20 protein-coding genes and 1 tRNA gene are annotated in these 21,224 nt (G+C 67.6%); 11 read left to right on the plus strand and 10 right to left on the minus strand.

The window, feature by feature from the left end; translation table 11 throughout:
- Positions 1 to 237: 237 nt before the first annotated feature.
- The 6 genes from rsmG to rpmH form a co-directional block, all read right to left on the minus strand.
- Positions 238 to 954, minus strand: coding sequence for a 16S rRNA (guanine(527)-N(7))-methyltransferase RsmG (rsmG, locus tag ACZ68L_RS13605; RefSeq protein WP_469576809.1), 717 nt, complete (start codon positions 952 to 954; stop codon positions 238 to 240).
- A 109-nt stretch (positions 955 to 1,063) separates the two neighbouring features.
- A complete protein-coding gene (locus ACZ68L_RS13610; RefSeq protein ID WP_124719874.1) occupies positions 1,064 to 1,573 on the minus strand; it encodes a Jag family protein in 510 nt (169 codons plus the stop codon).
- Between the two features lie 14 nt (positions 1,574 to 1,587).
- Positions 1,588 to 2,835 carry a membrane protein insertase YidC gene (gene yidC / locus ACZ68L_RS13615; protein WP_469576810.1) on the minus strand — a complete coding sequence of 416 codons (1,248 nt, stop codon included), beginning with the start codon at positions 2,833 to 2,835 and terminating at the stop codon, positions 1,588 to 1,590.
- A gap of 3 nt (positions 2,836 to 2,838) precedes the next feature.
- A complete protein-coding gene (yidD, locus tag ACZ68L_RS13620) occupies positions 2,839 to 3,198 on the minus strand; it encodes a membrane protein insertion efficiency factor YidD (protein WP_469576811.1) in 360 nt (119 codons plus the stop codon).
- Positions 3,195 to 3,566: a ribonuclease P protein component gene (gene rnpA, locus ACZ68L_RS13625; RefSeq protein WP_469576813.1), complete on the minus strand. Its 372-nt coding sequence runs from the start codon at positions 3,564 to 3,566 to the stop codon at positions 3,195 to 3,197. The genes yidD and rnpA overlap by 4 nt, the downstream gene beginning before the upstream one ends.
- A gap of 18 nt (positions 3,567 to 3,584) precedes the next feature.
- A complete protein-coding gene (rpmH, locus tag ACZ68L_RS13630) occupies positions 3,585 to 3,722 on the minus strand; it encodes a 50S ribosomal protein L34 (protein ID WP_030930485.1) in 138 nt (45 codons plus the stop codon).
- A 382-nt stretch (positions 3,723 to 4,104) separates the two neighbouring features.
- On the opposite strand from rpmH, the gene dnaA reads away from it, so the two are divergent.
- The 11 genes from dnaA to ACZ68L_RS13685 all read left to right on the plus strand — a co-directional run bounded on the left by dnaA (position 4,105) and on the right by ACZ68L_RS13685 (position 19,164).
- A complete protein-coding gene (gene dnaA / locus ACZ68L_RS13635) occupies positions 4,105 to 5,898 on the plus strand; it encodes a chromosomal replication initiator protein DnaA (RefSeq protein WP_469576814.1) in 1,794 nt (597 codons plus the stop codon).
- Positions 5,899 to 7,028: 1,130 nt separating this feature from the next.
- A complete protein-coding gene (dnaN, locus tag ACZ68L_RS13640) occupies positions 7,029 to 8,159 on the plus strand; it encodes a DNA polymerase III subunit beta (RefSeq protein ID WP_361449664.1) in 1,131 nt (376 codons plus the stop codon).
- 131 nt (positions 8,160 to 8,290) lie between these two features.
- A complete protein-coding gene (gene gnd / locus ACZ68L_RS13645; protein ID WP_469576815.1) occupies positions 8,291 to 9,169 on the plus strand; it encodes a phosphogluconate dehydrogenase (NAD(+)-dependent, decarboxylating) in 879 nt (292 codons plus the stop codon).
- 80 nt (positions 9,170 to 9,249) lie between these two features.
- Complete coding sequence (gene recF / locus ACZ68L_RS13650) at positions 9,250 to 10,380, plus strand: DNA replication/repair protein RecF (protein WP_469576817.1); 1,131 nt, start codon at positions 9,250 to 9,252, stop codon at positions 10,378 to 10,380.
- Positions 10,377 to 10,949, plus strand: coding sequence for a DciA family protein (locus tag ACZ68L_RS13655; RefSeq protein WP_469576819.1), 573 nt, complete (start codon positions 10,377 to 10,379; stop codon positions 10,947 to 10,949). Before recF ends, ACZ68L_RS13655 begins: the two co-directional genes overlap by 4 nt.
- A 399-nt stretch (positions 10,950 to 11,348) precedes the next feature.
- Positions 11,349 to 13,436 carry a DNA topoisomerase (ATP-hydrolyzing) subunit B gene (gyrB, locus tag ACZ68L_RS13660; protein ID WP_469576820.1) on the plus strand — a complete coding sequence of 696 codons (2,088 nt, stop codon included), beginning with the start codon at positions 11,349 to 11,351 and terminating at the stop codon, positions 13,434 to 13,436.
- A gap of 46 nt (positions 13,437 to 13,482) precedes the next feature.
- Complete coding sequence (gene gyrA, locus ACZ68L_RS13665) at positions 13,483 to 16,122, plus strand: DNA gyrase subunit A (RefSeq protein WP_469576822.1); 2,640 nt, start codon at positions 13,483 to 13,485, stop codon at positions 16,120 to 16,122.
- 93 nt (positions 16,123 to 16,215) lie between these two features.
- A complete protein-coding gene (locus ACZ68L_RS13670; RefSeq protein ID WP_469576824.1) occupies positions 16,216 to 16,824 on the plus strand; it encodes a DUF3566 domain-containing protein in 609 nt (202 codons plus the stop codon).
- 70 nt (positions 16,825 to 16,894) lie between these two features.
- Positions 16,895 to 16,968 (plus strand) — tRNA-Ile (locus ACZ68L_RS13675).
- A gap of 644 nt (positions 16,969 to 17,612) precedes the next feature.
- Complete coding sequence (locus ACZ68L_RS13680) at positions 17,613 to 18,539, plus strand: LuxR C-terminal-related transcriptional regulator (RefSeq protein ID WP_469576826.1); 927 nt, start codon at positions 17,613 to 17,615, stop codon at positions 18,537 to 18,539.
- A gap of 388 nt (positions 18,540 to 18,927) precedes the next feature.
- Positions 18,928 to 19,164 (plus strand): helix-turn-helix domain-containing protein, encoded by a 237-nt coding sequence (locus ACZ68L_RS13685; RefSeq protein WP_469576828.1) that lies wholly within the window; start codon positions 18,928 to 18,930, stop codon positions 19,162 to 19,164.
- A gap of 90 nt (positions 19,165 to 19,254) precedes the next feature.
- Here the strand turns inward: ACZ68L_RS13685 and ACZ68L_RS13690 are convergent, their stop codons facing one another.
- The 4 genes from ACZ68L_RS13690 to ACZ68L_RS13705 form a co-directional block, all read right to left on the minus strand.
- A complete protein-coding gene (locus ACZ68L_RS13690) occupies positions 19,255 to 19,416 on the minus strand; it encodes a hypothetical protein (protein WP_469576829.1) in 162 nt (53 codons plus the stop codon).
- Positions 19,413 to 19,562 carry a hypothetical protein gene (locus ACZ68L_RS13695; RefSeq protein WP_469576831.1) on the minus strand — a complete coding sequence of 50 codons (150 nt, stop codon included), beginning with the start codon at positions 19,560 to 19,562 and terminating at the stop codon, positions 19,413 to 19,415. Before ACZ68L_RS13695 ends, ACZ68L_RS13690 begins: the two co-directional genes overlap by 4 nt.
- Positions 19,559 to 19,711, minus strand: coding sequence for a hypothetical protein (locus ACZ68L_RS13700; protein ID WP_469576832.1), 153 nt, complete (start codon positions 19,709 to 19,711; stop codon positions 19,559 to 19,561). Before ACZ68L_RS13700 ends, ACZ68L_RS13695 begins: the two co-directional genes overlap by 4 nt.
- 313 nt (positions 19,712 to 20,024) lie before the next feature.
- Positions 20,025 to 21,209 carry a helix-turn-helix domain-containing protein gene (locus ACZ68L_RS13705; RefSeq protein ID WP_469576833.1) on the minus strand — a complete coding sequence of 395 codons (1,185 nt, stop codon included), beginning with the start codon at positions 21,207 to 21,209 and terminating at the stop codon, positions 20,025 to 20,027.
- Between the last annotated feature and the right edge of the window lie 15 nt (positions 21,210 to 21,224).

The raw sequence follows: 21,224 nt of genomic DNA on the forward strand, positions 1-21,224 counted from the left end.
GTGGACAACTCCGTAGCCCTATCGGGCCCGCGATGCCGCGGCGCGGCAGCCGCACGACCGCGACTGATGATCCCATGCAGCAGAGAGCGACGTTTCACGTGAAACACGATGCCCCTGCAGCGTAGCTACAGGGGCACGACACTCCGCACGGGGTATGTATGGCCGCTTGCCGGGATCATCACCAACAGACGGCACAAACCGTATGTAACGGATGAGTCCACAGCGCAACCAAGCGGGTCAGCGGCGGCGCCTCGTACGGCTCGTCCTCGCGGCCTTGGCCCTCTTTGCGGCGAACCTCACACCACCCGGGCTCTCGCCGACCACCACGCGCACCACCGTGGACATCGGATCGACAATGCCCTCTCCGACATGCAGCACCTCGGTCTCCACCACACCGAGCTTGCTCAGGGCCGCACGCGCACCGGCGATCTCCTCCTCGGCGGTGTCCCCCTTGAGCGCCAACATCTCCCCGTACGGACGCAGCAGCGGAACGCCCCAGCCGGCCAGCCGGTCGAGCGGCGCCACGGCCCGAGCCGTCACCACGTGAACCGGCTGAAGCGTTCCCAGGACCTCCTCGGCCCGGCCGCGCACGACCGTCACATGGTCCAGCCCCAACAGTTCGACGACTTCCTGGAGGAAGTTCGTCCGACGGAGCAGGGGCTCCAACAAAGTGATCTTGAGATCCGGGCGCACCAACGCCAGAGGGATACCCGGTAGACCCGCACCCGAGCCCACATCGCAGACCGTGACCCCTTCGGGCACGACCTCGGAAAGCACCGCACAGTTCAGCAAGTGCCGCTCCCACAGCCGCGGCACCTCACGCGGGCCGATCAGCCCCCGCTTCACCCCGGCATCCGCCAGCAGTTCCGCGTACCGGACAGCCTCCGGGAAGAGCTCGCCGAAAACCGCCCGCGCCTCTTCGGGCGCCTGGGGAAGCTCTACTTCCGCCGTCACGGGGACCGTCCTTCCGTACCGCACTAACGCACTGTGGGTGGCTGACTATCAGGCTGACAAAGATCGGCCCCGCCTGCGAACAGACGGGGCCGACAGAACAAGGGTCCGGTCAGGCCGGGAGAACGACGACGAAGCGCTCCGGCTCCTCGCCCTCGGACTCACTGCGCAGACCGGCGGCCGCGACCGCATCGTGCACGACCTTGCGCTCGAACGGCGTCATCGGGTCCAGCTTCACCGGCTCACCGGTGCTCTTGACCTCGTCAGCGGCCTTGGCGCCCAGCTCCGCGAGCTCGGCCCGCTTCTTGGCCCGGAAGCCGGCGATGTCCAGCATCAGCCGACTCCGGTCACCGGTCTCCCGGTGCACGGCAAGCCGCGTCAGCTCCTGGAGCGCCTCCAGCACCTCACCGTCGCGGCCCACGAGCTTCTGCAGATCACGTGCCGAATCGCTGATGATCGAAACCGCGGCCCGGTCCGCCTCGACGTCCATGTCGATGTCGCCGTCGAGATCGGCGATGTCGAGCAGGCCCTCAAGATAGTCCGCTGCGATCTCGCCCTCCTGCTCAAGGCGGGTCAAGGTGTCGCTGCCCTCAGCGGCCGTGGAGGTGGTGCCTTCCGTCACGGATGGACTCCTTCTTACTTCTTGGACGGGTGCTTGGGCCGCTGCGGACCCTTGCGCTGTCCGGACTTGGCTTGGCGTGAGGAGCCGGACGCCGGCTTGCCCTCCGGCTTGGGCTTGTCGTCCTGCGATCCGTCCTGCTTCTGCAGGGAGGTCTTGGATCCCGACTCGGTGGAGCCGATGTCCTTGGCAGGACCGGTCTGGCGCTGGGCCTTGCTCTGGCGCTTGGGCTGCTGACGCCGCGCGGCTCCGCCCTCGGCCTCGGCAAGAGCCGTGTCGCTCTTGATCACCGTGCCGTCCTCCTGGGCGGCGAGGCCCAGCTTGGCCAGCCCGGTGATGAACTTCCGCTCGATGTCATTGCGGTCCGGGCCCTTGGACACGATCCGCTTGACCGTATTGCGCTTGGTCCTGCCACGAACCTCACCGTGCGCGGTGACGCTCTTCAGCAGACGTCCCAGGTAATGGTCCTGCGCCTTGCTGCCCGGCGTCGGGTTCTGGTTGATCACGTACATCTGCTGACCCATGGTCCAGACGTTGGTGGTCAGCCAGTAGACGAGGACACCGACGGGGAAGTTGATGCCCATGACAGCGAAGATCAGCGGGAAGATGTACATCAGCATCTTCTGCTGCTGCATGTACGGCGTCTTGACCGTCAGGTCGACGTTCTTCGTCATCAGCTGGCGCTGGGTGAAGAACTGCGACGCCGACATCATCACGATCATGATCGCGGTGACGACCCGGACGTCGGTCAGAGAGGCGCCGAGAGCGGCGACATCCGACGAGCTGTCCATGAACTTGGCAGCGAGCGGAGCACCGAAGATGTGCGCCTTACGGGCGCTGTCGAGCAGCGGCTGGTCGATGACGCCGATCGTCTTGCCCGAGGCGATGGCCGACAGCACGTGATACAGGGCGAAGAAGAACGGCGACTGCGCCAGGATGGGAAGGCACGAGGAGAGCGGGTTGGTACCCGTCTCCTTGTACAGCTTCATCATCTCTTCGGACTGTCGCTGCTTGTCGCTCTTGTAGCGCTCCTGGATCGCCTTCATCTTCGGCTGGAGCACCTGCATGTTCCGGGTCGACTTGATCTGCTTCACGAAAAGCGGGATCAGGCAGATCCGGATCAGCACCACCAGGGACACGATGGACAGGCCCCAGGCCCAGCCCGTGTCATTGCCGAAGATCGCTCCATACAACGTGTGGAACTGGACAATGACCCATGAAACAGGCCAGGTGATAAAGCTGAACAGACTGGCAATCGTGTCCACTAATCAGGCTCCTTGAGCATTGGGCGAAGTCTCTGCGGCCGGGCCCGGGGGTACGGAAACCGTCCCCTCGGGAGGCACATCAGCGGCGGAGTCCCCGCCCTTGTCACCGCGCATGGCACTACGCAGCAGTTCGTGCCAACGCGGACGTTTGCGCGGTGGAACGTAGTCCACGCCACCGGGTGACCACGGATTGCAGCGAAGGATGCGCCAGGCCGTCAGCGCGGTTCCCTTGATCGCTCCGTGCCGGTCGATCGCCGTATATCCATAGTGGGAACACGACGGGTAGTAACGGCAGACAGGCCCGAGAAGTGGGCTGATCGTCCACTGGTACAGCTTGATAAGAGCCAGCAGCGGGTACTTCATCGCGCGCCCCCTCCCAGCAGCCGCTGCAGAGCGGCGTCCAGGTCTCGGGCCAGCTGTTCATGGTCGGCGTCGCCCGCTCCGGGCAACGCTCGTACGACAACCAGGCTACCGGGGGGCAGCAGGGCCAGCCGTTCACGGACCAGATGGCGAAGCCTGCGCTTCACCGCTGTGCGCACAACCGCTCCACCCACGGATTTGCTGACAACGAAACCCGCACGCGTCGGGGGAGCGTTCTCCCCAGTCACGTGCGGGTCGGTTGCACCGCTGCGTAGATGAACGACGAGTAGCGGGCGGCCGGCCCGGCGTCCTCGACGTACTGCGGTCGCGAAGTCCTCGCGCCGCCTCAGCCGATTCTCGGTAGGCAGCACGTCATGACCTGTATGCGATCAGGCGGACAGGTTGGCGCGACCCTTGCCACGGCGGGACGCGAGAATCGCGCGGCCGGCTCGGGTGCGCATACGCAGCCGGAAGCCGTGGGTCTTCGCGCGACGACGGTTGTTCGGCTGGAAGGTGCGCTTGCTCACTCGGGGGCTCCAGAAATGACTCGTGTGTTGGCGGGACATCGCCTGGCTGTCACCGTGCGCCCACGAGGAACTCGCGTAAACGCTCTAGTGCACCGCTTCACAATCACAGATCGTGATCTTTGCCCATCGGAGGCAGGCGGCAGCAGCCATCGACAACTCGACCTGGTCACGGTACGCGCGGCTAAGCCATCCGGTCAAACCGGCTCCGCAGCACCCCCCCACTGTGCACAGCCTGTGGACAACGACTTGAACCACGCGGGTCGGCCTGACTACCGTGGCTGAACTCCGGTTCTTTTTCTTCCTGCCTGCCGGTCCTCACCCATCCCGACCCATCCCGTCCCGAGAACCACACATTCGTGGGACCAGCGAGAGAGCGTGCCTTGTGGCTGATGTACCTGCCGATCTTGCCGCAGTGTGGCCACGCGTGCTGGAGCAACTCCTCGGAGAGGGCCAGCAGGGCATCGAGCCGAAGGACAAGCAGTGGATCGAGCGCTGCCAGCCGCTCGCACTGGTCGCCGACACGGCGCTGCTCGCCGTACCCAATGAATGGGGCAAGCGCGTCCTGGAGGGCCGGCTCGCGCCGCTCATCAGCGAGACACTGAGCCGGGAGTGCGGCCGCCCGATCCGCATCGCGATCACCGTCGACGACTCCGCGGGCGAGCCTCCGAGCCCGCCCGCGCCCCCGATGCATCAGTCCCAGCAGCACCGCTATCCGGGACCGCAGCACGACGAGCGTCAGCACAACGACGCGTACGACGGATACGGACACCGGCCCTCGGACGACGGCATGCCGACCGCTCGGCCCGCCTACCCCGACTACCAGCAGCAGCGCCCCGACCCCGGTGCGTGGCCGCGCACCCAGGAGGACCTCTCCTGGCAGCAGCCGCGGCTCGGTGGATTCCAGGACCGCGACACCTCCGCGGAGCAGTGGCGCGAGCCGTACACCGGCGGCCGCCCGCAGCAGCCACAGCACGACTACCGGCCGCAGCCGCCCGAGCGCCAGGGCTACGAGCAGCAGCGCCCCGAGCACCACGCCCTGCCGGAGCCCCCGCACCGGCAGGGCGGCGCGGGCACCGGCCGGCCCGGTGGTGGCACCGGGCCGATGGGCACACAGTCGGCCCCCGCACCCGGGCCCGGTGAGCCGGCGGCACGGCTGAATCCGAAGTACCTCTTCGACACCTTCGTCATCGGTGCGTCCAACCGGTTCGCGCACGCCGCTGCGGTCGCGGTCGCCGAAGCACCCGCGAAGGCGTACAACCCGCTCTTCATCTACGGGGAGTCCGGACTCGGCAAGACCCATCTGCTGCACGCCATCGGGCACTACGCCCGCAGCCTCTACCCAGGCACCCGGGTGCGGTACGTGAGCTCCGAGGAGTTCACCAACGAGTTCATCAACTCGATCCGCGACGGCAAGGGCGACACCTTCCGCAAGCGCTACCGCGACGTGGACATCCTGCTCGTCGACGACATCCAGTTCCTGGCGAGCAAGGAGTCGACGCAGGAGGAGTTCTTCCACACCTTCAACACGCTCCACAACGCGAACAAGCAGATCGTGCTGTCCTCCGACCGGCCGCCCAAGCAGCTGGTGACCCTGGAGGACCGGTTGCGGAACCGTTTCGAGTGGGGTCTGACGACCGATGTGCAGCCGCCGGAGCTGGAGACGCGGATCGCGATCCTCCGCAAGAAGGCGGTACAGGAGCAGCTCAACGCCCCGCCGGAGGTCCTGGAGTTCATCGCCTCCCGGATCTCCCGCAACATCAGGGAGCTGGAGGGCGCGCTGATCCGGGTCACGGCCTTCGCCAGCCTCAACCGTCAGCCGGTGGACCTCGGGCTGACCGAGCATGTACTGAAGGATCTGATTCCGGGGGGCGAGGACTCGGCCCCGGAGATCACGGCGACGGCCATCATGGCGGCGACCGCGGACTACTTCGGTCTGACGGTGGACGACCTCTGCGGAACCTCGCGCAGCCGCGTGCTGGTGACGGCCCGCCAGATCGCCATGTACCTCTGCCGGGAGCTGACCGATCTCTCCCTGCCCAAGATCGGGGCGCAGTTCGGCGGTCGCGACCACACGACGGTGATGCACGCGGACCGGAAGATCCGCGCGTTGATGGCGGAGCGACGCTCCATCTACAACCAGGTCACCGAGCTCACCAACCGCATCAAGAACGGCTGACGGCCGGCAGTACGCGCTCTGTACGCGCCACAGGGGCGCCCGGAGAACCCTCACAGGGCTTCCGGGCGCCCTTCCGCGTTCTCCGGCTCCTGTCCGGAGCTTTACCGGGACTCCCCGAGGCGGCTCCTGGGCAGCTCCGGGGCGTCCCCAGACTTTCCCGAAGCCGCCTGAAAGCCGCCCCGGGGACCACCGGACGCCACCACGGAACCCTCGTGAAGGCCTCCCCGGCACCTCACGCCGGCTGCTGAGCCGCTCCTGAGCCCTCCCCCGGGGCTCGGAAACACCCTTCGGGGCCCACGAGCCCCGCCCCTGAACCCCCTCCGAAGCCTTTTTCAGGGCCTCCGTCGCGATCGCAGTGTTCGAATATCTGCCCTCGACCGTCCGTTCTCCACAGATCTGGGGAGAATCCCCCCTCCACAGCCTGGGGATTCGGAAGTTGTCCATATTGCTTCCACAGGGGCGACTGTCGATACTCCATCAGGCCAGGTCAAGGGCTTGGGGATTTGTGGTCAACAATGATCCACAGGCTGTGGACAAAATCTTCGTCCACAAGGAGCCGATGACGTTGTCCACCGGCGACCCACAGCTTGGCCCGCGTTGTCCCCAGCTTGGTTGAGCTTCTCCACACGGCTGTCCACTGTTCGGCAACGCAACACCGCCTTTCACTGCGCAGAGTGAAAGGCGTCACACCAGGAGGGTCGGTTGGGCTGTGGGGAACCTGGGTAAAGCTGGGGACAGCCCTGGGGAGAAACCCCCCTGCCCTGTGCACCGGGTGTGCAGAACTTTCGCGTGTCCACAGGAGCACCGGGTTGTCCACCGGTGCCACCCACAGGGTCGGTGGACAAAAAACTGGGCCTGACCTGGGAAAACGACGTTATCCACGGTTTCCACAGGCCCTACTACTACTGCCACCTAGAGTTAGCCCAGAATCCGCTTCGAAGTGGGGCCTGTGCACAACTCGGCGCCGGAGCGCTCCGAAGCTCTTGTCGCGACTTGACCCCGAGCAGCACCGAGTGTCGGTGCCGTACGTCAGACTGGTCCCCGGCGTCCTCCCGCTGTCATCGGCGGGGCGACCCGATCAGACGACGAAGGCCAGCAGGGCGAGCGAGCAACAGCAGGAGGCGGTTCCGGTGAAGATCCGGGTGGAGCGCGATGTACTCGCGGAGGCTGTGGCCTGGGTGGCCCGTAGCCTCCCGGCCCGTCCGCCGGCGCCCGTTCTCGCGGGCCTTCTGCTGAAGGCTGAGGACGGCGCCCTCAGCTTCTCCAGCTTCGACTACGAGGTCTCGGCCCGGGTCTCGGTGGACGCCGAGGTCGACGAGGACGGCACGGTGCTGGTCTCCGGCCGGCTGCTCGCCGACATCTGCCGCGCCCTTCCCAACCGCCCGGTGGAGATTTCCACAGACGGTGTACGGGCGACCGTGGTCTGCGGCTCCTCGCGATTCACACTCCACACCCTTCCTGTGGAGGAGTACCCGGCGCTGCCCGAGATGCCGACCGCGACCGGTACGGTCCCCGGTGAGGTCTTCGCCTCGGCCGCCGCCCAGGTCGCCATCGCCGCGGGCCGTGACGACACGCTGCCGGTCCTGACCGGTGTGCGGATCGAGATCGAGGGCGAGACCGTCACCCTGGCCTCCACCGACCGCTACCGCTTCGCGGTCCGCGAGTTCCTCTGGAAGCCGGAGAACCCGGATGCCTCGGCCGTCGCCCTGGTGCCCGCCAAGACGCTGCTGGACACCGCCAAGGCGCTGACCAGCGGTGACACGGTGACTCTGGCGCTTTCCGGCTCGGGTGCCGGTGAGGGTCTGATCGGTTTCGAGGGCGCGGGCCGACGTACGACCACGCGACTGCTGGAAGGCGATCTGCCGAAGTACCGCACGCTGTTCCCCACCGAGTTCAACTCGGTCGCGGTCATCGAGACCGCTCCGTTCGTGGAGGCCGTCAAGCGTGTGGCCCTCGTCGCCGAGCGGAACACCCCGGTGCGGCTCAGCTTCGAGCAGGGCGTGCTGATCCTGGAGGCAGGGTCCAGCGACGACGCACAGGCTGTGGAGCGGGTCGACGCGGTGCTGGAGGGCGACGACATCTCGATCGCCTTCAACCCGACCTTCCTGCTGGACGGGCTGAGCGCGATCGACTCCCCGGTCGCCCAGCTCTCGTTCACGACGTCCACCAAGCCCGCGCTGCTCAGCGGCCGCCCGGCCGTGGATGCTGAGGCGGATGACGCGTACAAGTACCTGATCATGCCGGTGCGTCTCTCCGGCTGATCCGGCCACCGGTACCGCAACGACAGGTTCCGACGGGCACGCTCAGCGCCGAGCATGCCCGTCGGTCTGTCCCCGGCCGGGCGTAGGCTCGGCCCTGGGTACGAATCGGCACAACGCTTAAGGAATCTCTGATGGAGCTCGGTCTCGTCGGCCTCGGCAAGATGGGCGGCAACATGCGCGAGCGCATCCGCCGCGCAGGCCACACCGTCATCGGTTACGACCGCAACCCGGACGTCTCGGATGTCCAGAGCCTCGAAGAGCTTGTGGGCAAGCTGAAGGGCCCCCGGGTCGTCTGGGTGATGGTTCCGGCCGGTGCCCCGACCCAGGCCACCGTCGACGAGCTGGCCGGGCTCCTCTCGCCCGGTGACATCGTCGTGGACGGCGGGAATTCCCGCTGGACGGACGACGAGAAGCACGCGGTCGAGCTCGGCATCAAGGGCATCGGCTTCGTGGACTGCGGAGTCTCCGGCGGTGTCTGGGGCCTGGAGAACGGCTACGCGCTGATGTACGGCGGCGACGCCGAGAACGTGGCGAAGGTCCAGCCGATCTTCGACGCGCTGAAGCCCGAGGGTGACTTCGGCTCCGTCCACGCGGGCAAGGTCGGCGCCGGCCACTTCGCGAAGATGGTCCACAACGGCATCGAGTACGCCATGATGCAGGCCTACGCCGAGGGCTGGGAGCTCCTGGAGAAGGTCGACTCCGTCACCGATGTGCGCGAGGTCTTCCGCTCCTGGCAGGAGGGCACGGTCATCCGTTCCTGGCTGCTCGACCTGGCGGTCAACGCGCTGGACGACGACGAGCACCTCGACAAGCTCCGTGGTTTCGCCGCCGACTCCGGTGAGGGCCGCTGGACGGTGGAGGCCGCGATCGACAACGCGGTGCCGCTGCCCGCGATCACGGCGTCGCTCTTCGCGCGTTTCGCCTCGCGTCAGGACGACTCCCCGCAGATGAAGATGATCGCCGCGCTGCGCAACCAGTTCGGTGGCCACGCGGTCGAGAGCAAGAAGTAGCCGCAACGGGAAGCGGGCCGGAGCGCCCGACCCGTACTACGGAGCACGGAGCAGGAAGCCGGGAAGGTCGGCGTACACCCATGCATGTGACGCATCTCTCGCTGGCCGACTTCCGCTCGTACGCCCGGGTCGAGGTACCTCTCGATCCGGGCGTCACCGCTTTCGTGGGGGCCAACGGCCAGGGCAAGACGAATCTGGTCGAGGCCGTCGGCTATCTTGCGACGCTCGGCAGCCATCGGGTCTCCTCCGATGCGCCGCTGGTTCGGATGGGTGCGGACCGGGCTGTCGTCCGGGCCGCTGTCACCCAGGGCGAGCGTTCGCAGCTGGTCGAGCTGGAGCTCAACCCGGGCAAGGCCAATCGGGCCCGGATCAATAGATCGTCGCAGGTCAGGCCGCGTGATGTGCTGGGGATCGTGCGAACGGTGCTGTTCGCCCCGGAGGATCTGGCGCTGGTCAAGGGGGACCCCGGGGAGCGTCGGCGCTTTCTCGACGAGCTGATCACGGCGCGTTCGCCGCGGATGGCGGGTGTGCGTTCGGACTACGAGCGGGTGCTGAAGCAGCGCAACACCTTGCTGAAGTCGGCGGCGATGGCGCGCAGGCACGGTGGCCGGTCGATGGATCTGTCCACGCTCGATGTGTGGGACCAGCACCTGGGCCGGGTCGGCGCGGAGCTGCTGGCGCAGCGCCTGGATCTGATCGCGACTCTGCAGCCGCTGGCCGACAAGGCGTACGCGGATGTGGCGCCCGGTGGTGGTCCGGTGGCGTTGGAGTACCGGAGTTCGGCCGGCGCGGGGGTGGACGCGGCGCGTACCCGTGAGGAGCTGTTCGAGCAGCTGATCGCGGCCCTGGCGGAGGTCCGTAAGCAGGAGATCGAGCGGGGTGTGACGTTGGTCGGCCCGCACCGCGACGATCTGTTGCTGGGGCTGCGCGGCATGCCCGCCAAGGGGTATGCGAGCCATGGTGAGTCCTGGTCGTACGCGTTGGCGCTGCGGCTGGCCTCGTACGAGCTGTTGCGCGGCGAGGGCAACGAACCGGTGCTGGTGCTGGACGATGTCTTCGCCGAGCTGGACGCGCGTCGTCGTGAGCGGTTGGCGGAGTTGGTGGCTCCGGGTGAGCAGGTGCTGGTGACGGCGGCGGTGGACGACGACGTTCCGGGGGTTCTGGCGGGGGCGCGGTACGCGGTGTCCGCGGGTGAGGTGGAGCGGCTGTGAGCGGCCGTGGCGAGGCGTCCGGGGAGCCGGCGGAGGCTCGGCCGGGAGACGGCAGGCAGCCGGAGCCGTCGGGTGTCGATCTGGCGCGGGTGGCGTTGCGGGCGGCGAAGGAGCAGGCGCGGGCGCGTGGTGCTGCCGCGCAGCAGAAGAAGCAGGCCAGGCGGGGTGGTGGGCTGCGTTCCGGGGCGCGGGCGGACGGGCGTGATCCGCTGCCGCTGGGTGCGGCGATCAATCGCCTGATCACTGAGCGTGGCTGGGAGACGCCTGCGGCGGTGGGTGGGGTGATGGGGCGCTGGCCCCAGATCGTCGGCGCGGATCTGGCCAATCACTGTGTGCCGTTGCGGTACGACGAGGATCCGGACGAGCGGGTGCTGACGGTGCAGTGCGATTCGACGGCGTGGGCGACGCAGCTGCGGTTGCTGGCGCCTCAGCTGGTGGCCCGGCTGAACGCGGATCTGGGGCAGGGCACGGTCAGGTTGATCAAGGTGTTGGGGCCGGGGGGCCCGCAGCGCAGGTTCGGTCCCTTGCGGGCGCCGGGGAGCACGGGGCCCGGCGATACATACGGCTGAGCGTGTGAGCTGGGCTTCTTCTCGTTCCTGAGCGCGGAGGGACGGTGTTCCGGGTGGAGCGCCGGCCCTGTCCGGGCTGCTCGGTGGGGCTGTCCGTCGCATCCGAGTTGTACCGGTATGCGGTGGTTGCAACCGGACGGGGAGAGTGGGGCGTCCCTCACGGTAGCGGGAGGTTGACAGGCCGAAGCGCTCAATGCCCGCTTGAGCGTCTTGGGGGCCCTTCCTGAATATGGGGAGTCGTCAGGCGCTGGTTCAGGGCGGCACATGCGTACTCAGGTACCGGCAAACCCCCATTCGGGTCGGCGCTACCGGTAGACTGGTGGACAATCCCGCGTCTTGCGGGATTCGTCGATACAAGCCGAACGACGCAGCCGCTCCCGCCTGCCCGGAGAACGGCCTGTGCTGTGCCAGAAAGGGCGCTTCGTGGCCGATTCCGGCAACCCCAACGAGAACATTTTGTCCAACCCCGGTGAGAGCAGCGCTGCTCCCGCCTCGGGCGAGGTGAAAGCCTCGTACGACGCCAGCGCGATCACCGTGCTCGAGGGCCTGGACGCGGTCCGCAAGCGACCTGGCATGTACATCGGCTCGACCGGTGAGCGCGGTCTCCACCACCTCGTGCAAGAGGTTGTCGACAACTCGGTCGACGAGGCCATGGCCGGGCACGCGGACACCATCGACGTCACGATCCTCGCCGACGGGGGGGTGCGCGTGGTCGACAACGGCCGCGGTATCCCGGTCGGCATCGTGCCGTCCGAAGGCAAGCCGGCCGTCGAGGTCGTGCTCACCGTCCTGCACGCGGGCGGAAAGTTCGGCGGCGGCGGTTACGCCGTCTCCGGTGGTCTGCACGGCGTCGGTGTGTCCGTCGTCAATGCCCTGTCCACACGGGTCTCCGTCGAGGTCAAGACGGACGGCTACCGCTGGACCCAGGACTACAAGTTCGGCGTCCCGACGGCCCCGCTGGCCCGTAACGAGGCCACCGACGAGTCGGGCACGACCGTCAGCTTCTGGGCCGACGGCGACATCTTCGAGACGACCGAGTACTCCTTCGAGACGCTCTCGCGGCGCTTCCAGGAGATGGCCTTCCTCAACAAGGGCCTCACCCTCAAGCTGACCGACGAGCGGGAGTCGGCGAAGGCGACGGCGGGCGCGGACAGCGCGGAGGCGGTCGACGTCCCAGAGGAGGAGATGACCCGCTCGGTCACGTACCACTACGAGAACGGCATCGTCGACTTCGTCAGGTACCTCAACTCCCGCAAGGGCGATGTCATTCACCAGTCGGTGATCGACATCGAGGCCGAGGACAAGGAGCGCCTGCTCTCGGTCGAGATCGCCATGCAGTGGAACACGCAGTACAGCGAGGGCGTCTACTCCTTCGCCAACGCGATCCACACGCACGAGGGCGGTACGCACGAGGAGGGCTTCCGTGCGGCGCTGACCTCGCTGGTCAACCGGTACGCGCGCGACAAGAAGCTGCTGCGCGAGAAGGACGACAACCTCACCGGTGAGGACGTCCGCGAGGGTCTGACGGCGATCATCTCGGTGAAGCTGGGCGAGCCGCAGTTCGAGGGCCAGACGAAGACCAAGCTGGGCAACACGGAGGCCAAGACCTTCGTGCAGAAGGTCGTCCACGAGCAGCTGACGGACTGGTTCGACCGGAACCCGAACGAAGCCGCCGACATCATCCGCAAGGGCATCGCCGCCTCGACCGCCCGCGTGGCGGCCCGCAAGGCGCGTGACCTGACCCGTCGCAAGGGGCTCCTGGAGAGCGCCTCGCTGCCGGGCAAGCTGAGCGACTGCCAGTCCAACGACCCGACGAAGTGCGAGATCTTCATCGTCGAGGGTGACTCGGCCGGTGGTTCGGCGAAGTCCGGCCGTAACCCGATGTACCAGGCCATCCTGCCGATCCGCGGCAAGATCCTGAACGTCGAGAAGGCCCGGGTCGACAAGATCCTGCAGAACACCGAGGTCCAGGCGCTGATCTCGGCCTTCGGTACCGGGGTCCACGAGGACTTCGACATCGAGAAGCTCCGCTATCACAAGATCATTCTGATGGCGGACGCCGATGTCGACGGCCAGCACATCAATACCCTGCTGCTGACGTTCCTCTTCCGCTTCCTGCGGCCGCTGGTCGAGGCCGGGCACGTCTACCTCTCCCGCCCGCCGCTCTACAAGATCAAGTGGGGCCGGGACGACTTCGAGTACGCGTACTCGGACCGGGAGCGCGACGCTCTCGTGGAGCTGGGCAAGCAGAACGGCAAGCGGATCAAGGAAGACTCGATCCAGCGCTTCAAGGGTCTCGGCGAGATGAACGCCGAGGAGCTGCGTGTCACCACGATGGACGTCGACCACCGGGTGCTCGGCCAGGTCACGCTCGACGACGCGGCGCAGGCCGACGACCTGTTCTCGGTGCTGATGGGCGAGGACGTCGAGGCACGGCGCTCGTTCATCCAGCGCAACGCCAAGGACGTCCGCTTCCTCGACATCTGAGTCGGCCGTACAAGCAAGCCGCAGCGCGAAAGGACTTTGACCAGCAATGGCCGACGAGAACACCCCTGCCCCCGTGACGCCCGAAGAGGTCCCGCCCGTCGAGGGCGTGGGCATGCGTGTCGAGCCCGTCGGGCTCGAGACGGAGATGCAGCGCTCCTACCTCGACTACGCGATGTCCGTCATCGTCTCGCGTGCCCTGCCCGACGTGCGGGACGGCCTCAAGCCCGTCCACCGCCGGGTGCTGTACGCGATGTACGACGGCGGCTACCGGCCCGAGAAGGGCTTCTACAAGTGCGCCCGCGTCGTCGGTGACGTCATGGGTACGTACCACCCGCACGGCGACTCCTCGATCTACGACGCCCTGGTCCGCCTGGCGCAGCACTGGTCGATGCGCATGCCGCTGGTGGACTCCAACGGCAACTTCGGTTCCCCGGGCAACGACCCGGCCGCCGCCATGCGGTACACCGAGTGCAAGATGATGCCGCTGTCCATGGAGATGGTCCGGGACATCGACGAGGAGACCGTCGACTTCCAGGACAACTACGACGGCCGCAACCAGGAGCCGACGGTTCTGCCGGCGCGCTTCCCGAACCTGCTGGTCAACGGTTCCGCGGGGATCGCGGTCGGCATGGCGACCAACATCCCGCCGCACAATCTGCGTGAGGTCGCGGCCGGCGCCCAGTGGTACCTGGAGCACCCGGAGGCCTCGCAGGAGGAGCTCCTGGACGCGCTGATCGAGCGGATCAAGGGCCCGGACTTCCCGACGGGCGCGCTCGTCGTGGGCCGCAAGGGCATCGAGGAGGCGTACCGCACCGGCCGCGGCTCGATCACGATGCGCGCGGTCGTGGCGGTCGAGGAGATCCAGAACCGGCAGTGCCTGGTGGTGACGGAACTTCCGTACCAGACCAACCCGGACAACCTCGCGCAGAAGATCGCCGACCTGGTGAAGGACGGCAAGGTCGGCGGGATCGCCGACGTCCGCGACGAGACCTCGTCCCGCACCGGTCAGCGCCTGGTCGTCGTCCTGAAGCGCGACGCGGTCGCCAAGGTCGTGCTGAACAACCTCTACAAGCACACCGATCTGCAGACCAACTTCGGCGCCAACATGCTGGCGTTGGTCGACGGTGTGCCGCGCACCCTCTCCATCGACGCGTTCATCCGTCACTGGGTGACGCACCAGATCGAGGTCATCGTCCGGCGTACGCGGTTCCGGCTGCGCAAGGCCGAGGAGCGCGCGCACATCCTGCGTGGCCTGCTCAAGGCCCTGGACGCCATCGACGAGGTCATCGCCCTCATCCGGCGCAGCCAGACGGTCGAGGTGGCGCGTGAGGGCCTGATGGGCCTGCTGGAGATCGACGAGATCCAGGCGAACGCGATCCTGGAGATGCAGCTGCGCCGGCTGGCCGCGCTGGAGCACCAGAAGATCACGGCCGAGCACGACGAGCTCCAGGCGAAGATCAACGAGTACAACGCGATCCTGGTGTCGCCGGAGCGCCAGCGGCAGATCGTCAGTGAGGAACTGGGCGCGATCGTCGAGAAGTTCGGCGACGACCGGCGTTCCAAGCTGGTCCCCTTCGACGGTGACATGTCCATCGAGGACCTGATCGCCGAGGAGGACATCGTCGTCACGATCTCGCGCGGCGGCTATGTGAAGCGTACGAAGACGGACGACTACCGCTCGCAGAAGCGCGGCGGCAAGGGCGTGCGGGGCACGAAGCTCAAGGAAGACGACATCGTCGACCACTTCTTCGTGTCGACGACGCACCACTGGCTGCTGTTCTTCACGAACAAGGGCCGGGTGTACCGGGCGAAGGCGTACGAGCTCCCGGACGCCGGCCGGGACGCTCGTGGTCAGCACGTCGCCAACCTGCTGGCTTTCCAGCCGGACGAGCGGATCGCGCAGATCCTGGCGATCCGTGACTACGAGGCCGCGCCGTATCTGATCCTGGCCACGAAGGGCGGTCTCGTGAAGAAGACCGCGCTGAAGGACTACGACTCACCGCGGTCCGGTGGCGTCATCGCCATCAACCTCCGGGAGATGGACAACGGCGCCGAAGGCACGGCCGACGAGCTGATCGGTGCGGAGTTGGTGTCGGCCGAGGACGATCTGCTGCTCATCAGCAAGAAGGCCCAGTCGATCAGGTTCACCGCGACGGACGATGCGCTGCGTCCGATGGGCCGTGCCACTTCGGGTGTGAAGGGCATGAGTTTCCGCGAAGGCGACGAACTGCTCTCGATGAATGTTGTCCGGCCGGGTACGTTCGTGTTCACTGCCACCGACGGTGGGTACGCGAAGCGGACTCCCGTCGACGAGTACCGCGTTCAGGGTCGTGGCGGCCTGGGCATCAAGGCCGCCAAGATCGTGGAGGACCGGGGCTCGCTGGTCGGCGCGCTGGTGGTCGAGGAGTCGGACGAGATCCTCGCCATCACGCTCGGCGGTGGTGTGATTCGTACGCGAGTCAATGAAGTCAGGGAGACGGGCCGTGACACCATGGGCGTCCAACTGATCAATCTGGGCAAGCGCGATGCCGTCGTCGGTATCGCCCGCAACGCCGAAGCCGGCCGTGAGGCCGAAGAGGTCGAGGGGTCCGAGGACGCCGAGGCCGCGACGGCGGAGGCTGCCGAGAGCAGAGTCGAGGGCAATGTCGAAGGCACGTCGCCTTCGGCAGGGGAGCACGAGGAGTAGAGCGTGAGTGGAGCCACGGGCGCCGGTTCGGCCGCTTCCGGAGCTGGAGCGAACGGTGCCCGTGGCCCTGCCACGGACTCCCAAGGGGGCACTGTGACGGACACCCGGGGGCCTCAGCCCCAGTACGAGGGTTACGCGACCGGGCCGTTGCCCGGTGAGCGCGAGCCCGCACCGGGGCAGGCGAGCGGGCCGTACCACCCGCCGCAGGCGTACCCCTCGCCCGCGGGCGGGACCCAGGGCGGCCGGCCGCACGGCACGCAGGGCGGTGCGCAGGGCGCCGGCGCCGCGCAGGCGGCCCGGCGGCCCCGGACAGGGGCGCGGACGACTCCGCGTACCCGTAAGGCGCGTCTGCGGGTGGCCAAGGCCGATCCGTGGTCGGTGATGAAGGTGAGCTTCCTCCTCTCCATCGCGCTCGGCATCTGCACGGTGGTGGCGGCCGCGGTGCTGTGGATGGTGATGGACGCGATGGGCGTCTTCACCACCGTGGGCGGCACGATCAGCGAGGCCACCGGCTCGAACGAGAACAACGGCTTCGATCTTCAGTCGTTCCTGTCGCTTCCGAAGGTCCTCATCTTCACCTCGGTCATCGCGGTGATCGACGTGGTGCTGGCGACCGCGCTGGCGACGCTGGGCTCCTTCATCTACAACCTGTCGGCGGGTTTCGTGGGTGGCGTCGAGCTCACCCTGGCCGAGGACGAGTAGGGCTCGGAGTATCGATTTTGGGACTGGCCCCGACGTGCGCTAATCTTCAGAAGTCAGCGCGCAGCGCGGCGGGGCTATAGCTCAGTTGGTTAGAGCGCATCCCTGATAAGGATGAGGCCACAGGTTCAAATCCTGTTAGCCCCACAGCGGCAAAATGCCAGGTGAGAAGCCCGGTAGATCCCCAGGATCTACCGGGCTTCTACATTTGATGATCTTGCTACCCCGCTACTGCCCCGTAACTTCCTGGTGGGGCGGACCCGTATCGCCCGGGTCGCGCGCGTTCTACTCTGTCCAGCACGACGCCCCCTGCCGCATGCTTCGGCAGGGGGCGTACGTGTTTCCGGCCTCGGGCCTCCCGATCCTCAACCGGGGCACTGGGTAGGCATCAGCCCCAGCCCACGTCGGCAGCCTTCGACAAGGGCGTCAGGGCGGGGCTGGAGGGGCCTGTGGGGTCCGCTGGCGGGTTTCCCCACCCGACGTCACCAGCCGGGGCTGCAGGGACGTCTGCGGCGGCCGCGGAGGCCGCCAGGGACGTCACGGCCGCACCGCTCAGCAAGACCGACGCGAGCAGGACTCCGATCCGCTTCCTGGACACGGGCATCCCCTCCCCTCTAATCGAATGAACGTTCGCAAAAACGCTGCCTGTACGTAGGCTGCCATGTCCATACGGTGACACCAAGCGGCCCGCCGTGCTGAAATCCGCACATGCTGTTTTCGGTACTCGATCAACTGGGGCAACTGTGAAGGAAGTTGGGCGAAAAGGTGCGCCTCTACTCGCGGAGAACGCCGTGGAAGCGTACCGGTCGGTCGCTGCTGGGGGCGGAATTCCGCAATCCGATGCCCTGCACGGTCTCGTCGACCTGCACCTCGTCGACCCCGACCCCTATCGCCCCGGCCAATACATCGCCCGCGACCCCCGCGCCGTCGCCCAGGACCTCATGGCCCGCGCGCTCACCGACCTCGCTGGCGCCGTCGACCGCATCGCCCAGGTCCCCGCAGTCGAGGCCCTCGCCGCGGACTACGACCCGCACCGCTGGTACGGCGGACCCGGATCGGAATACCTCGGCACCCCGGCCTTGATGAACGCCCGCATCGGACCACTCACCGACATGGCCACCACAGAGATCTACAGCGCGCAGCCCGGAGAGCCGGCCGACCGCGACCCCGAGATCCTCCGCGTCGGCGCCGATCGCACTGCCGCCGCCTGCCGCCGTGGCGTACGCGTCCGCTCCATCTACAACACGCGCGCCCACGAACACGATCAGACCCGCACCCACGTGGACGACCTTGTCGCGGCCGGTGCTGAAATTCGCGTACTCGGCTCGCCCTTCCCCCGCATGGTCCTGCTCGACCGCATCCACCTCTTCATCGACAACCTTGTCGTCGAGGGGGCCGAGAGCCACTCCGGATGGCACGTCTCCGACCGCAGCGTCGTGATGTGGGCCCGGTACGTCTTCGACCTGACCTGGGATCAGGCCACCCCATGGCAGGCCCTGGAGAAGGCGACGGGCAATGCCGTCACCACAGCCCGGCAGCGCGCAGTGCTCCGAGAGCTGGAGGCCGGGTACAGCCAGCAGCAAGCTGGGCGTCACCTCGGCCTAGCCGAGCGGACAGTGACGAAGGAACTGGCGACGCTACGCAGCGCGCTGCGCGCGCGAACGCTGTATCAGGTGATTGCCTGGTGGGGGCGTTCGCCGGAGCGAGAGCTTCCGTAAATCGCACACGGTGTCACGACTCTGTGCACATGCGGTCTACACCCTGTAGATCGAGGATTGCCGTGCGTAGAGTGCCTGGCGGGGAGACGGAGGATCACCCCCTGCCCGTCTGACGCACAACCCCCATACAGGCCCGGCCCGGATGCTCGGGAGGCTCCGGGCCGGAAGACGCCCCCTGCCGAAACCACCGGCAGGGGGCGCCGTGCTGCACACAGTAAACCGCCCCACCCCGCGCGAGGGGTGGGGCGGCGCTGCTCGGCCATATTTGGCCGAGCCCGTGCGGTCGGTGTCGGACGCACATCACAACCCGACCACACGTGTCCTCATGATCGCCAAATTTACCCAGTCAGGTAAAGACAAGCGACCATGATCACTTGAGCGTGGAGGGGTGACGACCGAACCGCTCCCGGACTGGGTGCTACCCCGCCGGCAGCAGATCGGCGCCCGCCTCCGCGGCCTACGCGAAGACCGCGGCCTCACCCAGATACAGCTCGGCGAGCGTGCGGGCATGGACCACAAAACCGTCCACCGCATCGAGTACGGCGTGAGCGATCCCAGCCTGACCATGTTGCTCCGACTTGGCGCTGCCCTGGATGTACCGCTCGCTGACCTCGTACGGGAGTAGCCCCGGCCGGCCGACGGGGGGACGGCCGACCGGGGCGGTTGTGAGGACGGGGCTACTCGCGCTTGTCGTAGGCGCCGAAGTTGGGGCAGGTCACTTCTGGCCGTCCTCGGTCTGCTCGATGGCTGTCACGGGTGGCACCTCTCCTTGGTCGGCGTTCTGCTGCCAGATCAAGGTGACCCCGTGCGCTTCGCAGTACGCCCCGGTGTCGTCCTCGATGGGGAAGTCGTGCTCGCCCTTCGGGCAGGTTGTCATCGGCGTCCCTCCCGCCAGGCCCGGCCCAGCCGGACCGCGGTCACGCATTGGACCCCGGCGCGGCAGGTGGCGCAGGCGGTGGTGTGGCCGAGCCATGTGCGGTACGCGGCGTCCGGCGCGGGCGGTTGTTTCGTCTGGGCGGTCATGCGTGCTCCTTCCTGCACTGGTCGCACTCGCATGCCGGGTACGCCGACGACTGGTCCACGGTCTTGGCCGGGATGACCTCGGCCTCTGCGCGTACGACGCGCGTCCGGCCGTACCGGTCGACCTCGTACACCTTGATCGTCATAGGCATGCCGACCCCCGGCCCTTCCAACAGGTGGGGCAGCAGCGAGGGAACCAGTGCGTCGACGTTCCGTGGGCATCGACCCGGCGAGGCCCGAGGTCGTGGGCCGCGTCCATGGCCAGAGGCGCGCTGCACCAGACGCAGTTCGCGCCGCGCTGCTGCGCGTCGGACAAGGTCACCGGATCGGGCAGAGGTAACGCAGCAGCGGCAGGTGTGGGCATGGTCGGCTCCATGTCGGTGGCTGGTGAAGACATGGTGAGCCCACGGCAAGGCCCCGACTATCACGAGCTGGTGATAGCCGGGGCCAAAGGGTTACCGTCGGTCAGACTCCCAGCCAGGAGCCGTACGACAGGAACGAGTCGGGCAGCTGGCGCTTCGCTGCCTCCAGCCCGGCGTACGTCTCCCGCACCGTCTGGTGATATCTCGCCTGCTGTGGCGCCGCCTTCCGTGCCCGCAGCAGGTTCTGAAACGCGTCGTCCAACGACCCGGTCCACATCTGCGCGCGCGCCACCTCGGCGTAGTGGTGGGATCGCCGAGACGCCGGCCACTCCCGCGGGATGACCGTTGCTGCCCCAGCCTGCGCGGCGGCCCCGTACTCGTCGAGTTCGGCGAGCACGCTGACCCGATGGACGTTCACGTTGGTCGGGCCAAACGCCAGCCAATGCACCTGTGCGGCCTCGCCCGTACGCTCCGCGATCCGGCCAGCCTCCGCCAGGTGGCCCTCGGCGCGGTCCCGGTCCTGGGCCCGCCCGGCGAGCACCGCCGACCCGAGATGCAGCTGCCCGGTGACAACGTCCCGGACTCGGCCCGGCTCCTCCTGGCCGAGAATGGACAGGCCCATGCGGATGATCCGGTCCCCGGTCCGGTACTGGCCAGCCCGCAGGTAGGTGAGAGCGCGCATGTACCGGTACATGCCACCGACGACCGCGCTGGAAGCCCGCTGGGCCGCCCACTCCATGCGGTCCAGGGCGATCGTCGCGAGGTCGGGGTATCCGAGCTTGCTGGTGACGTCGTACGCGGTGCGGTACAGCGACGCGAGGAGCAGCCACCCCTCGGTCGTGCCCGTCGTGTGCGCGACGGTCGTCCCCTCGGTGATCAAGCCGGGCAGCTCGGCGGCAGTCCGCTTGATCTCGCCCGCTCGTACAGCCGCATGCAGGCCCTCCGCGTCATCGTGGAGGAGCTGACCCGGGCGCGGCGCGATCTCCGGGTCCGGCCCGAGGTCGAAGAGATCGAGCGACTCACGGATCGGCTGGATCAGTATGTCCAGCTCATCCGCGCGCAGCTCGGTGACGTACGGCTGGCCGGTGACCGTGGCGACGTCGACCCGCATGGCACGGGCCACGGCTGCGATCAGGTGCGGGCTGGCAGGGAGGATGCCTTGCTCGGTCTTCGTGAGGGTGGAGTACGGGACTTGCGACAGGTCGGAGAGCGCCCTCTGGGTGAGGTGGCGTTCCAACCGGAGACGCTTGATGCGTGCGCCGGTGTGGTCATGGGGCAGAGCGTGCATACTGAACTCCGTTCT

Source organism: Streptomyces sp. NPDC104309 (assembly GCF_055584025.1).

Excerpts from the sequence above, each read along its gene's own strand:
- yidD (WP_469576811.1), bottom strand. The coding sequence starts at position 3,198 with ATGAAGTACCCGCTGCTGGCTCTTATCAAGCTGTACCAGTGGACGATC.
- gnd (WP_469576815.1), top strand. The coding sequence starts at position 8,291 with ATGGAGCTCGGTCTCGTCGGCCTCGGCAAGATGGGCGGCAACATGCGC.
- recF (WP_469576817.1), top strand. The coding sequence starts at position 9,250 with ATGCATGTGACGCATCTCTCGCTGGCCGACTTCCGCTCGTACGCCCGG.
- gyrA (WP_469576822.1), top strand. The coding sequence starts at position 13,483 with ATGGCCGACGAGAACACCCCTGCCCCCGTGACGCCCGAAGAGGTCCCG.
- ACZ68L_RS13690 (WP_469576829.1), bottom strand. The coding sequence starts at position 19,416 with ATGACAACCTGCCCGAAGGGCGAGCACGACTTCCCCATCGAGGACGAC.
- ACZ68L_RS13695 (WP_469576831.1), bottom strand. The coding sequence starts at position 19,562 with ATGACCGCCCAGACGAAACAACCGCCCGCGCCGGACGCCGCGTACCGC.
- ACZ68L_RS13700 (WP_469576832.1), bottom strand. The coding sequence starts at position 19,711 with ATGCCTATGACGATCAAGGTGTACGAGGTCGACCGGTACGGCCGGACG.
- ACZ68L_RS13705 (WP_469576833.1), bottom strand. The coding sequence starts at position 21,209 with ATGCACGCTCTGCCCCATGACCACACCGGCGCACGCATCAAGCGTCTC.